The organism is Brucella sp. IR073 (genome assembly GCF_049065735.1).
In the GTDB taxonomy this organism is placed as follows: Bacteria; Pseudomonadota; Alphaproteobacteria; order Rhizobiales; family Rhizobiaceae; genus Paramesorhizobium.
Genome location: NZ_JBAKHD010000004.1, coordinates 419,951 through 432,071, shown reverse-complemented (window position 1 = coordinate 432,071; position 12,121 = coordinate 419,951). Strand labels below are relative to the sequence as shown.

The window sequence follows — 12,121 nt, the reverse complement described above, 5'->3', positions numbered from 1 at the left end:
GCTACACCTGCCGGTCCCATGCCTCGTCGCCGCCGGGAAGGGCGTGCAGGGCGCGCTGCAAATCCGCGGGCTGGTTGCCGCTTGCCTCGCAGAAGCGCAACAGCGTCGGCTCATGGCCGAGATAGAATTGCAGCACACCCGCCAGGAAGCCCGGCTCACGTGCGGCCGCCCTGATGTCTTCCGCGCGGATGCCCGAGAGCGCGAGGAAGCGCGGCAGAAGCTCGTCGTCCTGCGCCAGAAAAGCCAGCGCCTGGATTGCGATGGCCTGCGCCGCATCGGCTTTGATATCAGTGTTCTTCATTTGTCCCGTCCCTGTCTGACGAATCTTTAGGGCTAGCCATTCCGTTCTGCAACTTTATACTAGGCTATCTTATAGCGGGCGCCGGTAGACATTTGCCTTTCGTCAATCAAATTGTTCTAAAGTGCAATTGGCTGGTTGGGCGGCATGGGGCGGGATTATTGCTGCGCGCAATGATAACAGAACTCAGGCGCGGCCATATTCGAGAAAGTTTTCAATGATAAAAAAAGTGATGATCGTTGAAGACAACGAGCTGAACATGAAGCTTTTCCGGGATTTGATTGAGGCGAGCGGGTATGAGACCATCCGCACCCGCAACGGCCTGGAAGCGCTGGAGCTCGCCCGGACGCACAGGCCGGATCTGATCCTGATGGATATCCAGTTACCGGAGGTCTCTGGCCTCGAGGTGACCAAATGGCTGAAGGAAGACGATGAATTACGCCATATCCCTGTGATCGCCGTTACCGCCTTCGCGATGAAGGGCGATGAGGAGCGCATCCGCCAAGGGGGGTGCGAGGCCTATATCTCCAAGCCGATATCCGTCCCCCGCTTCATCGAAACCATCAAATCCTATCTGGGCGATGTTTAGCCGCATTATGCGGTGCCGGGTGCTCCGCTCGGCCGCGAAATGCACTTGAAGGAACCTTCCGTGACCGCTCGCATCCTTGTCGTGGACGATCTTCCCGCCAATGTGAAGCTTCTCGAATCGAGGCTCCTCGCGGAATATTACGACGTCGTGTCTGCATCGAACGGCCTGCAGGCGATCGAGATCTGCCAGAGCAGCAATGTCGACATCGTGCTTCTCGATGTCATGATGCCGGGCATGGACGGGTTCGAGGTTTGCCGGCGCCTGAAGGACGACCCAAAGACCGTGCATATCCCCATCGTGATGGTGACGGCGCTCGACCGGCCGCAGGACCGCATCCGCGGGCTGGAAGCCGGCGCCGACGATTTTCTCACCAAGCCGGTGAAAGATCTGCAATTGCTGTCGCGCGTGAAAAGCCTGGCCCGGCTGAAAAGCCTGTCGGACGAGCTGCTGCTGCGCGCAGCCTCGTCGCGGGAAGCGGATATGGAGGCGCTGTTTCTTGCCCGCGCCGACGACACCGGGAAAGACGCAAATCTGCTGGTCATTGACGAGAATCCGGCTGCGGCGTTGCGGCTGAAGGCGCTGCTTTCGGTCGATAACCGGGCGGATGTGATCGCGGAGCCTTCCGCCGGGCTGCTCGGCGCGGTCGAGGGCAGTTATGATTGCGTGATTGTCGCCACCGGCTTCGCCGATTACGATCCCTTGCGGCTGTGCTCACAGATGCGCGCGATCGAGCGCACGCGGCTTCTTCCTGTTATCCTCATCACCGACCCCGGCGAAACCGACCTGGTCGCCCGGGCGCTTGATCTCGGCGTCAATGATTATCTGATGCGCCCGCTCGACCGCAATGAGCTGCTTGCCCGGGTGCGCACCCAGGTGAAGCGCAAGCGCTATAACGATCTCCTGCGCAAGAGCCTGAGCCGCACCATCGAGATGGCCGTGACCGACAGCCTGACCGGGCTCCATAACCGCCGCTATCTCGACGGGCATATGCCGACGCTTTTCGAGCGGTCGGTCTCGCGCGAGCGCCCGCTCTCGGTGCTGATCATCGACGTGGATCATTTCAAGCGGATCAACGACACGTTCGGCCACGATGCCGGAGACGACGTGCTGCGCGATTTCGCCGGCCGACTCAACCGCAATATTCGCGGGATCGACCTTGCCTGCCGCTATGGCGGCGAGGAGTTCGTCGTGGTGCTGCCCGATACGGACCAGCGCATGGCCGCGGTGGTGGCGGAGCGTATCCGCGGCACCGTAGCTTCTACGCCCTTTGTCATCAGGAGCGGCACGGTAAGCGTGGATGTGACGATCAGCATAGGCATCGCTTCGTTGCAGCCGCGCAACGACAGTGTGGAAAAACTCTTCAAGCGCGCCGACACAGCCCTCTACGAGGCGAAGAAAAATGGGCGGAATCGGGTGGTAGGCGCGGTAGCATGATGCAAATTCGTTAATGCGTAAATACGCATTTACCATGTTTTGTGATATGGTTAGCAAAGTTTTAAGATTTAGTTGCTTTTTTCCCACATTTGAGCAAATTTCTACAGTGTAAGAGCGCGTAGCAGGAGCGACCGCGCAGGCAATGCCCCATGATGCTCAGGTCCGCCGCATCTCCTGGGTCCGTGGGGTCGGTCGGTCGGCGTTGGCACAAAAGTGGAATCCTCGTACCGCTGCCTCATCGCCGACCGACCCCCTTTTTGAACTTCCGTCATTCCTGTGCTTGTTACAGGAATCCGTGCCTCGACATCTCCACCAAAACAACGGTTCACATTGAAGATATCTGTCCATGGCTCGAAGGGGATATGTTTATATCCTGGCGTCGCAAAAGAACGGGACGCTTTACATCGGCGTGACGAGCGACCTGGCGGGACGACTGTTGCAACATCGTTCCGGGCAGGGTTCGCAGTTCGCATCCCGATACGGTGTCATGCGACTGGTGTGGTTTGACGAATATGAACTGATTACCGACGCCATCACTCGCGAAAAGACCATCAAGAAATGGCCCCGCCAGTGGAAGATCAATCTCATCGAGCAGAATAATCCTCATTGGCACGATATTGCTTGGCACCTCGTCTGATTTGAACCGTTGTGAGATGGAGATGTCAAGGCATGGATTCCTGTGACAAGCACAGGAATGACGGATTGCTTTAATGTCGCTAATAATCTTCAACCTTGCAGCCTGCACAACGGTTCTCGCTGAGAGTAGCCATCTCCACCTCCGTCATTCCTGTGCTTGTCACAGGAATCCATGCCTCGACATCTCCACAGCAACAGCGGTTTGGGCCGCACAAACAAAAACGCCGCCCTTTCGGACGGCGTTCTTCAAACCTAAAAACCAAGCGATTACTTGATCTTGGTTTCCTTGAACTCGACGTGCTTCTTCGCAATCGGGTCGTACTTACGCTTCGTCATCTTTTCCGTCATCGTACGGCTGTTCTTCGTCGTAACGTAGAAGAAGCCGGTGTCGGCGGTCGACAAAAGCTTGATCTTGATGGTCGTAGCCTTGGCCATTTTCTGAAGTCCTGCTCTTTTTAAATTGAAACCGCCTGCGATTCCGGCGATTTCATCCGGCAGCGGAAATTCGGCGCGACACTACGAATATACCGGCAAAAGTCAACCCCGCTTCTTGGACACAAATAGCCGGAGGAGCGCTATCAGCATATAAAGCGCGAAAAATATGCCGAGCACCACGGCGAAGCCCTTCGGCCCCATCGCATCCATGCCGATGCCGACTGCTTGCGGTCCCGCCAGCATGCCAAGCGCATAGCAGAAGACGAAGGCGGCGTTGGCAGAGGCAAGCTCGCGTCCGGTCAGCTTGGAGCCGAGATGCGCGAGGCCCACCGTATAGAGGCCCGCCACCACGCCGCCCCAGACGAAGAGGAGAGCGGCCACCAGATACCAGTTGCCGATGATGAAGGGCAGGATGGCCATGCCCGCAAGGCCGATCGCAGCGCAGACGATGAGGAGGTTGCGGCGGTCGCGCACCCGGTCGCTGACGATGCCAAGGGGGATCTGCAGGAGCACATTGCCGAGCCCGATCATGGTGAGCAGCAGAGCCGCCTCGCTTTCCGTATAGCCGACACGGGTGCCGAAGACCGGGAAGAGGGCGAAGCCGCCGGTCTCCACCGCGCCGAAGACGAAGACGGCTGCCGTCGCGGTCGGCACGGCGAAGATATAGGGCAGGAACGGCACATGCTCGCCATCGTCGAAATCCGGGCTGTCCCTCCAGGCGAGAAGCACGGGGATCGTTGCCAGCATGATGATGGCGAAGCCCGCGGCGAAGGGCATCATGCCCGTGCTGCCGATCTGGGAGAAGAGCCAGGGGCCTGCTGCGAAGCCGAGCGAGAGCATGGTGGCGTAAACGCCGAGCACCAGCCCGCGCTTTTCAGGCGGGGCGGAAGCGTTGATCCAGTATTCCGACAGGACGAAGAGGACGGTCAGCGAGAAGTGCAGCACGATCCGCAGGGCGAACCAGGCCCAGAGCGCATCGAAGAAATGGAAGCCGAGAAAGGCGAAGCCGCCGGTGAGAAGCATCGCCAGGATCGACCGCACCACGCCGAACCGTGCCGCGATGGGCGCGGCGAGCGGGGCGGCGGCGATGGAGGCAATGCCCGCCACGGCCGTGTTCGCGCCGATGAGGCTGGCCGAATAGCCGCGCGATTCGAGGAGCACGCTCAGGAGAGGAATGCCAAGGCCGATCGCCATGCCGACCGCGCTGATCGTGGCGATGGCAGCGGCGAGCGAGCGCCAGGCGGTGGGGTGGGCCGCGTCTGTCATTGGGAGACTCTTATTGGAGTGTTCCATTATCGAATGAAGGCCGCGGAGGTGCGCTCCCTCCTTCCCCCTTGCGGGGAAGGTGGCCGCGTTAGCGGACGGATGGGGGTGGTGACGTTTGCGCTTGCTTCGAAGAATGTAGCGTACGCGTCACCACCCCCACCCGACCCTTCGGGCCACCCTCCCCGCAAGGGGGAGGGAAGGGAGCCAAGCCGATTCGCGAACCACTAAAGATGCTCCGTCTCTCCGCCGAACCCATGCATATAATACGCCCATTGCAGCCCGATGGTGGCGCCCTTGAGCGGCTGCAGGAGGAGCAGCGAGAGGAGCACTGTTAGCGGTCCCCACATCGCCATATGCGCCCAGAGCGGCAGCGTGAGCGTTGCCTCGACGCCCATAAAGCCCGCGACCACGACATGGCCGACGATGAAGATCGTCAAATAAGCGGGGAGGTCGTCGGCGCGCTGGTGGTGATATTCCTCGCCGCAGGCCTCGCACGAGTCGACCGGCTTGACGAAGGCGCGGAACAGTTTGCCTTCGCCGCAATGCGGGCAGCGACCGCAGAAGCCGCGCCACATGGCTTGCAAGAGGGGGCGCTGCGGACGGGCGGCGGCAGTTGCGCCGCCGAAAACTTGGCGGTCATCGATTGACTGGTTCATTGGCGTCCTCTCCGCTTTGACCGGGGGATGCCTGACGGCTTGCCCCGGCGGCCACGCATGGCGCGGCTCGATTTATGGTGCGAGCGCATCGAGGCGGGCAGGGGATGCGGCTCCGAGACCATCTCGAAGCGGAGCGCCCCGGCTATCGGCAGCGCCTCGACCAGCCTGACATCGACAATATCGCCGAGGCGATAGCCCTTGCCGCTGCGTTCGCCGGCAAGGGTGTGGTTCGCCTCATCGTAGAGATAATACTCAGACCTAAGCGTTGAAATGGGGATGAAGCCATCTGCGCCATATGTCGCAAGCTGGACGAAGAGCCCGGCCTTGGTGACGCCGGAAATCCGGCCCTGGAACTCATTGCCGACCTGCCCGGCCAGATGATGGGCGATCAGCCGGTCGATGGTGTCGCGCTCCGCCGCCATGGCGCGGCGCTCGGTGGCCGAGATGAGCGCGGCAATCTCATCGAGATGCGCTTCCTCGTCCGATGTCAGGCCGCCGGGGCCGAGGTCGAGCGCCCGGATCAGCGCGCGGTGGACGATAAGGTCGGCATAGCGGCGGATCGGCGAGGTGAAATGCGCATAGCGCATGAGGTTCAAGCCGAAATGGCCGATATTGTCAGGATTATATTCGGCCTGGCTTTGCGAGCGCAGCACCACCTGATTGACCAGCTCTTCATGCGCGCTGCCCTCGACTTGGCTGAGGATCTTGTTGAACTGGCCGGGCTTCAACTGCGCGCCTTTGGCGAGGCTCATGTCGAGCGTGCGCAGGAACTCGCGCAAGGATTCCTGCTTGGCCATCGAGGGCGCGTCATGGATACGGTAGATCAGCTTCTGCCGCTGCTTTTCCAGCGTCTCCGCCGCGGCGACATTCGCCTGGATCATGAACTCTTCGATGAGCTTATGCGCATCGAGTCGGGGCGGAATGATAACCTTGTCCACCTTGCCCTCAGGCGTGAGGAGGATCTTCTTCTCCGGCAGGTCGAGTTCCAGCGGCTCGCGCGCGTCGCGCCCACGTTTGAGCGCTGCATAGGCCTCCCAGAGTGGCTTCAGCACCGTGTCCAGGATCGGGCCGGTCTTCTCGTCCGGCGCGCCGTCTATGGCCGCCTGCGCCTGTGTGTAGGCGAGGCGGGCGGCGGAGCGCATCATGATCCGGTGGAATTTGTGGGCACGCTTGCGGCCATCGGCAGTGAAGACCATGCGAACGGCAAGGGCAGGGCGGTCGACGAGTTCCTTCAGCGAGCAGAGATCGTTGGAGATCCGCTCCGGCAGCATCGGCACCACCCGGTCGGGGAAATAGACCGAATTGCCGCGCTTCAGCGCCTCGCGGTCGAGCGCCGTGCCCGGCTGCACATAGGCCGCCACATCGGCAATCGCGACCGTGACGATGTGGCCGCCGGGATTGGCGGGATCAGGGTCCGGTTCGGCATAGACCGCGTCGTCATGGTCCTTGGCGTCGGCGGGGTCGATGGTCACGAGCGGAACGGCGCGCCAATCCTCGCGATGCGCCATGGTCGCCGGTTTTGCCTCTTCCGCCTCGCGAAGCGCCGCTTCGGGAAACACATGCGGGATCTCGTGAGCGTGGATGGCGATCATCGATAGCGCCTTTTCGCTGTCCACCGAGCCCACTACATCGCGCACGCTGGCGCGGGGCAGGCCATAGCGCCCGGCGGCGCGGGCGACATCCACCTCGACCAGATCGCCGGGCTTCGCGCCATTGAGCGCATCGGCGTCAATGATCAGTTCCGGCTGGCGGCGGTCCACCGGCTCCAGCCGCCATTCGCCCGCGCGAATCTGGCGCAGCACACCGAGCACTGCGGCGCGGCGATGCTCCAGCCGCTTGATGATGCGGGCGGTATAGACAGGGCCGGTTCGCTCCGCCGAAGGGAAGGTCTTGGCAAGCACGCGGTCGCCCACGCCGGGGGCAGGGCCCTTGTCGCCGCGCGAAAGCCGGATCAGCACCTGCGGCGCGGTGTCTTCCGCACCTGTCCACTCCGCCGGCTTGGCGATGAGACCGCCATCCTTGTCCCGGCCCGTAATGTCGAGGACCGTGACATGGGGCAGCGCGCCCTTGGTCGTCAGCCGCTTGGCGCGCTTTTCGATCAGCCCTTCATCGGCGAGATCGCGCAGCAAGTCCTTCAAATAAACCCGCGCCTCGCCTTTCAGGTTGAAGGCCTTGGCGATATCGCGCTTGCCCGCCTTGTCCGGATTTTCGTTGATGAAGGTCAGGATGTCGTCGCGCGTGGGAAGGTGCGCAGGCTTTGCTGCCCGCTCCGGTTTTGAAGGTTTTGAAATCCGCCGCGCCAAATCCTAGAGCCTTTTCTTTTCAAAGGGAAATGTTGGCGGGACAGTACCCCCCTCTGTCCTGCCGGACATCTCCCCCTCAAGGGGGGAGATTGGCTGACGCCACCCTCGGCCTTCCTTCTCCAACCTCTCCGATTGGTGCAGGACGCCTATGAGGGCGTAATCTCCCCCCTTGAGGGGGAGATGCCCGGCAGGGCAGAGGGGGGTGATTGGCGAGATCATAGATTTCTATTCCGCCTTCGCGGTTTTCTTCGTCGTCTTAACCGTGCTCTTCGCCGCCGCCTTCGCCTTGGCAGGTGCCTTCTTCTTCCCCGGTGAAGCGCCCGCCTTCTCCGCGATAAACACCAACGCTTCTTCCAGCGTCACGGTTGCAGGGTCCTTGCCTTTCGGCAGGGTGGCATTGACCTTGCCCCAGTTCACATAAGGCCCGTAGCGTCCGTCGCGCACGGTGATGGCGCCGCCATCGGGGTGGTCGCCGAGCGTCGCCAGCGCCGCGGGCGTCGAGCGGCCCCGCCCTCCGCCCTTCGCCTGCTTGTCCGCCAGCACGGTGACGGCTCTGTTAATGCCGATGGAGAACACTTCCTCGACGCTCTCGACATTCGCATAAGTGCCGTCATGCATGACATAGGGGCCGTAGCGCCCGATGCCGGCGGAGATCATCTTGCCGGTCTCGGGATGCTGCCCGATGTCACGCGGCAGCGACAACAGCGCTACTGCCTTCTCATGGTCTATGGTGTCCATGGTCCAGCCTTTCGGCAGGCTGGCCCGCTTGGCATCCTTGCCTTCGCCGCGCTGGATATAGGGGCCGAACCGGCCGGTGCGCACGGTGATTTCCTCGCCCGTAAAGGGATCCTTGCCAAGCGATTTCGGCTCGTCGCTGCCTGCGGTCCCGGCCTCGCCATTGGCGTCGCCGCCGAGCTGGCGGGTGAACTTGCACTCCGGATAGTTCGAGCATCCCACAAAGGCGCCGAACTTGCCAAGCTTCAAGGACAGGGTGCCCGTGCCGCAGGTCGGGCAGCTGCGCGGGTTGCTGCCATCCTCGCGCGCGGGGAAGACGAGGGGGCTCAACTCCTCGTTCAGCGCATCCAGCACCTCGGTGACGCGCAATTCCTTGGTATTGCCGACAGCGGCGGAAAAATTCGCCCAGAAATCACGCAGCACGTCCTTCCAGCGGAGCTTGCCGTCGGAGATGAGGTCGAGCTTTTCCTCCAGATCTGCCGTGAAATCATATTCCACATAGCGGTCGAAAAAACTTTCGAGGAAGGCCGTCACCAGCCGCCCCTTGGGCTCTGGGACGAGCTTGCGCTTGTCGATGGTCACATATTCGCGGTCGCGCAGGGTGCTGATCGTCGCCGCATAGGTGGATGGCCGGCCGATGCCGATTTCTTCCATCTTTTTGACGAGGGTCGCTTCGGAATAGCGCGGCGGCGGTTCGGTCGAATGCTGCGTGGCGTTGATGGCCTCACGCGCCAGCGCCTCATTCGCGCGGATTTCCGGCAGGCGACCGCCTTCCTCGTCGTCTTCCTCTTCCTCGCGGTGCTCGGTATAGGCGGCGATGAAGCCGTCGAAGCGGATGACGGAGCCGGTGGCGCGCAGCTGCGCCGTCTCACCGCCATTTGCCGCCTCGATCTCCACGGTCGTGCGCTCGATATCGGCGGACTGCATCTGGCTGGCGATGGCGCGCTTCCAGATCAGGTCGTAGAGCTTCGCCTGATCCTCGTCGAGATATTTGCGCATTTCCTTGGGATGGCGCGCGAAATCGGTGGGACGGATCGCTTCGTGCGCTTCCTGCGCGTTCTTGGCCTTGGTCGAATAATAACGCGGCTTCTCAGGCACATATTTTTCGCCGAAGCCGCTGCCGATGGCGCGCCGCGCCGCCTGGATGGCGTCCGGGTCCATCTGCACGCCGTCTGTACGCATATAGGTGATGAGACCCGCCGTCTCGCCGCCGATATCGATGCCCTCATAGAGCCGCTGGGCGATCTTCATCGTGCGGTCGGAGGAGAAGCCGAGCTTGGCGGAAGCCGCCTGCTGCAGCGTCGAGGTGGTGAAGGGCGGGGCCGGGTTGCGTTTCGTCGGCTTCGCCTCGACGGACAAGGCGCGGAAATTTGCGCCGTTCAGCATCGCCTTGATGGCGTTGGCCTGTTCGGCGTTCTTGATGTCGAGCTTGCCGAGTTTCTTGCCGTTATAGGCGGTGAGCCGCGCCTCGAACGAATCATCGCGCGGCGTCTTCAGGATGGCAGCAATGTTCCAATATTCCTCGCGGATGAAGCGCTCGATCTCCTCCTCGCGCTCGCAGATGAGGCGCAGCGCCACCGATTGGACGCGGCCGGCCGAACGCGCGCCGGGCAGCTTGCGCCAGAGCACGGGCGAGAGATTGAAGCCGACGAGATAATCGAGCGCACGGCGAGCGAGATAGGCGTCCACCAGCGGCATGTCGATCTCGCGTGGGCTCGCCATGGCGTCGAGCACGGACTTCTTGGTAATGGCGTTGAAGGCGACGCGCTTGACCGATTTCGAGCCCAGCGCCTTCTTCTGCCGCAGCACTTCGAGAATATGCCACGAGATGGCTTCGCCCTCGCGATCCGGGTCGGTTGCGAGAATGAGGCCGTCGCTCTCCCTCACCGCCTTGGCGATGTCGTTCAAACGCTTGGCGGCGGGGCCGTCGACCTCCCAGGACATGGCAAAGTCTTCGTCCGGGCGCACTGACCCGTCTTTGGGCGGCAGGTCCCGAACATGGCCGAACGAGGCCAGGACCTTGTAACCGGAACCCAGATATTTGTTGATTGTTTTTGCCTTGGCAGGCGATTCCACGACGACGACGTTCATAATTGTCTCTAACTGGCCCCGCCTCTACATAAATTTCAACGGGCGAGGTAAAATTCGCTTCCCAAATGAACAGCCCTTTCCATTTGGTCAAGGGCTGGGTGCTAATTTTCCATTAAATGCAATCTTTGGTTGCTTCATATCATTTTAAAATCGGCGATAGTATTACCATGAAATGATCTATTGATAAACCGTACGCATTCGACCCGATTATTAGCATATCGAACGCCATCCTTTGTCGATCAAAAATTTTCAGGTCTGCCATGAACAATCCGACTACAACACGTACTGAAACCCTTTCTTATATCCACCAACTGCTCGAGGAACTGCACGGAATGGCGCACAATGCCAATTTCCCGATGCTGGCTTACTTCATCGGAATGGCAGTTATCGAGAGCGAGGAGGCCATGTGGCACGAACAGCAGGACTCAGGCGGGGAGAAGAGAGACTGACCCGCCGGAATGACGGTTGAGCCGTCCTGCCAGATCGAGTTCGAGCAGGACGAGGAATACCTGTGACGGGTGCAGGCGGGTGTGGCGGATCAGATCGTCCACAGCCGTCGGTGTCGGGCTCAGGGCTTCGATCAGGCGCTCACGCTCCTCATCGGTGAGAAGCGGCATGGGTTCGTTCGCTGCCTCGTCGAGCCGTTCGCCGGGGCTTCGCAGCGGCAACTCGCCTCGGGCCGGCTCCTTGCCGATGAGCGGCGTTAGCGCGTCGATAACGTCATTGGCATCGGTCACGAGAATGGCTCCGTTCTTGATCAGCTTGTTGGTGCCCACCGAGCGCGGATCGAGTGGCGAGCCGGGCACGGCGAAGAGCAGCCGGCCCATTTCGCCCGCCAGCCGGGCGCTGATCAGCGAGCCTGAGCGGTCGGCGGCTTCGACGACGACGAGGCCCAGCGATATGCCGGCGATGATACGGTTGCGGCGGGGAAAATCGCGGGCGCGCGGCTCCCAGCCCATCGGCATCTCGCTGACAAGCGCGCCATTCCCGGCGGGAATGGCTTTATAGAGATGCAGGTTTTCGGGTGGGTAGGGCTTGTCGAGCCCGCCCGCGAGCACGGCGATGGTGCCTGTCTCCAGGCTCGCTTCATGGGCGGCGGCATCGATGCCGCGGGCGAGCCCGGAGACGATGGCGAAACCCGCCGCGCCAAGCTCGCGCACCAGCCGCTGGGTAAAACGGTTGCCCGCGAGCGAGGAGTTGCGCGCGCCGACGATCGCGACCGGCGGCGCGCCGAACACGCGCGTATCGCCCTTGACGACGAGCAGCGGCGGCGGGGCCTCGTAATGGCGCAGATAGGGCGGATATTCCGGCTCGCCCATGCCGATGAGCTGCGCGCCCATCCGCTCGATTTGCTCCAGCTCCCGTTCGGCTTCCTCCATACTCACCACGCGAATAGGCCGTTTGCCGCCGCCGCGATACATGAGCTCGGGCAGCATTTCCAGTGCATCGTTGGCAGAGCCGAAATGCGAGATGAGATCGCGAAAGGTGACGGGGCCGACATTTTCGCTGCGGATCAAGCGCAGCCAGTTGAGCCGCTGCCGGCGGGAGAGGCGAATGCCACGAGCAGGATGCGATGGCGTTGAAGGGGGCATCCTGCTCGTGGTCCTTATTGACGAGGCGCGTGTTCGTCATCCGAAGTCCTCGGGTGAAACCCGAGGATGTCCTGAGGATGACGGAA

11 protein-coding genes are annotated in these 12,121 nt (G+C 61.7%); 4 read left to right on the top strand and 7 right to left on the bottom strand.

Going from position 1 to position 12,121, the window contains the following annotated elements; translation table 11 throughout:
• Position 1: 1 nt before the first annotated feature.
• Positions 2–301 carry a DUF3572 domain-containing protein gene (locus tag ACOWVG_RS11545; protein WP_420962327.1) on the bottom strand — a complete coding sequence of 100 codons (300 nt, stop codon included), beginning with the start codon at positions 299–301 and terminating at the stop codon, positions 2–4.
• Between the two features lie 214 nt (positions 302–515).
• Between ACOWVG_RS11545 and ACOWVG_RS11540 the strand changes: the two genes are divergently transcribed.
• From ACOWVG_RS11540 to ACOWVG_RS11530, 3 genes are all read left to right on the top strand, one after another.
• Positions 516–887, top strand: a complete 372-nt coding sequence (locus tag ACOWVG_RS11540; protein ID WP_420962326.1) for a response regulator — start codon at positions 516–518, stop codon at positions 885–887.
• A gap of 60 nt (positions 888–947) precedes the next feature.
• Complete coding sequence (locus ACOWVG_RS11535; protein WP_420962325.1) at positions 948–2,321, top strand: PleD family two-component system response regulator; 1,374 nt, start codon at positions 948–950, stop codon at positions 2,319–2,321.
• 346 nt (positions 2,322–2,667) lie between these two features.
• The gene (locus ACOWVG_RS11530) at positions 2,668–2,958 is read left to right on the top strand and encodes a GIY-YIG nuclease family protein (protein WP_420962324.1); all 291 of its coding nucleotides are present in this window, start codon (positions 2,668–2,670) and stop codon (positions 2,956–2,958) included.
• Between the two features lie 266 nt (positions 2,959–3,224).
• Here ACOWVG_RS11530 and rpmG read toward each other — a convergent pair whose 3' ends face one another.
• From rpmG to topA, 5 genes are all read right to left on the bottom strand, one after another.
• The gene (gene rpmG / locus ACOWVG_RS11525) at positions 3,225–3,392 is read right to left on the bottom strand and encodes a 50S ribosomal protein L33 (protein ID WP_420962323.1); all 168 of its coding nucleotides are present in this window, start codon (positions 3,390–3,392) and stop codon (positions 3,225–3,227) included.
• A gap of 102 nt (positions 3,393–3,494) precedes the next feature.
• Entirely contained in the window at positions 3,495–4,658 is a 1,164-nt protein-coding gene (locus ACOWVG_RS11520; protein ID WP_420962322.1) for an MFS transporter, read from the bottom strand.
• A 224-nt stretch (positions 4,659–4,882) separates the two neighbouring features.
• Positions 4,883–5,314: a DUF983 domain-containing protein gene (locus ACOWVG_RS11515; RefSeq protein ID WP_420962321.1), complete on the bottom strand. Its 432-nt coding sequence runs from the start codon at positions 5,312–5,314 to the stop codon at positions 4,883–4,885.
• The gene (gene rnr, locus ACOWVG_RS11510; RefSeq protein WP_420962320.1) at positions 5,311–7,617 is read right to left on the bottom strand and encodes a ribonuclease R; all 2,307 of its coding nucleotides are present in this window, start codon (positions 7,615–7,617) and stop codon (positions 5,311–5,313) included. Before rnr ends, ACOWVG_RS11515 begins: the two co-directional genes overlap by 4 nt.
• Before the next feature lie 225 nt (positions 7,618–7,842).
• Complete coding sequence (topA, locus tag ACOWVG_RS11505) at positions 7,843–10,443, bottom strand: type I DNA topoisomerase (RefSeq protein WP_420962319.1); 2,601 nt, start codon at positions 10,441–10,443, stop codon at positions 7,843–7,845.
• Between the two features lie 260 nt (positions 10,444–10,703).
• Here topA and ACOWVG_RS11500 point away from each other — a divergent pair, with 260 nt between their 5' ends.
• The gene (locus ACOWVG_RS11500) at positions 10,704–10,892 is read left to right on the top strand and encodes a hypothetical protein (protein ID WP_420962318.1); all 189 of its coding nucleotides are present in this window, start codon (positions 10,704–10,706) and stop codon (positions 10,890–10,892) included.
• Here the strand turns inward: ACOWVG_RS11500 and dprA are convergent.
• A complete protein-coding gene (dprA, locus tag ACOWVG_RS11495) occupies positions 10,869–12,035 on the bottom strand; it encodes a DNA-processing protein DprA (RefSeq protein WP_420962317.1) in 1,167 nt (388 codons plus the stop codon). The two genes, ACOWVG_RS11500 and dprA, sit on opposite strands and share 24 nt — an antisense overlap.
• Between the last annotated feature and the right edge of the window lie 86 nt (positions 12,036–12,121).

Bases quoted from the DNA above. Each gene is read 5' to 3' on its own strand.
- ACOWVG_RS11545 (WP_420962327.1), bottom strand. From the start codon at position 301: ATGAAGAACACTGATATCAAAGCCGATGCGGCGCAGGCCATCGCAATC.
- ACOWVG_RS11540 (WP_420962326.1), top strand. From the start codon at position 516: ATGATAAAAAAAGTGATGATCGTTGAAGACAACGAGCTGAACATGAAG.
- ACOWVG_RS11530 (WP_420962324.1), top strand. From the start codon at position 2,668: ATGGCTCGAAGGGGATATGTTTATATCCTGGCGTCGCAAAAGAACGGG.
- rpmG (WP_420962323.1), bottom strand. From the start codon at position 3,392: ATGGCCAAGGCTACGACCATCAAGATCAAGCTTTTGTCGACCGCCGAC.
- ACOWVG_RS11520 (WP_420962322.1), bottom strand. From the start codon at position 4,658: ATGACAGACGCGGCCCACCCCACCGCCTGGCGCTCGCTCGCCGCTGCC.
- ACOWVG_RS11515 (WP_420962321.1), bottom strand. From the start codon at position 5,314: ATGAACCAGTCAATCGATGACCGCCAAGTTTTCGGCGGCGCAACTGCC.
- topA (WP_420962319.1), bottom strand. From the start codon at position 10,443: ATGAACGTCGTCGTCGTGGAATCGCCTGCCAAGGCAAAAACAATCAAC.
- ACOWVG_RS11500 (WP_420962318.1), top strand. From the start codon at position 10,704: ATGAACAATCCGACTACAACACGTACTGAAACCCTTTCTTATATCCAC.
- dprA (WP_420962317.1), bottom strand. From the start codon at position 12,035: ATGCCCCCTTCAACGCCATCGCATCCTGCTCGTGGCATTCGCCTCTCC.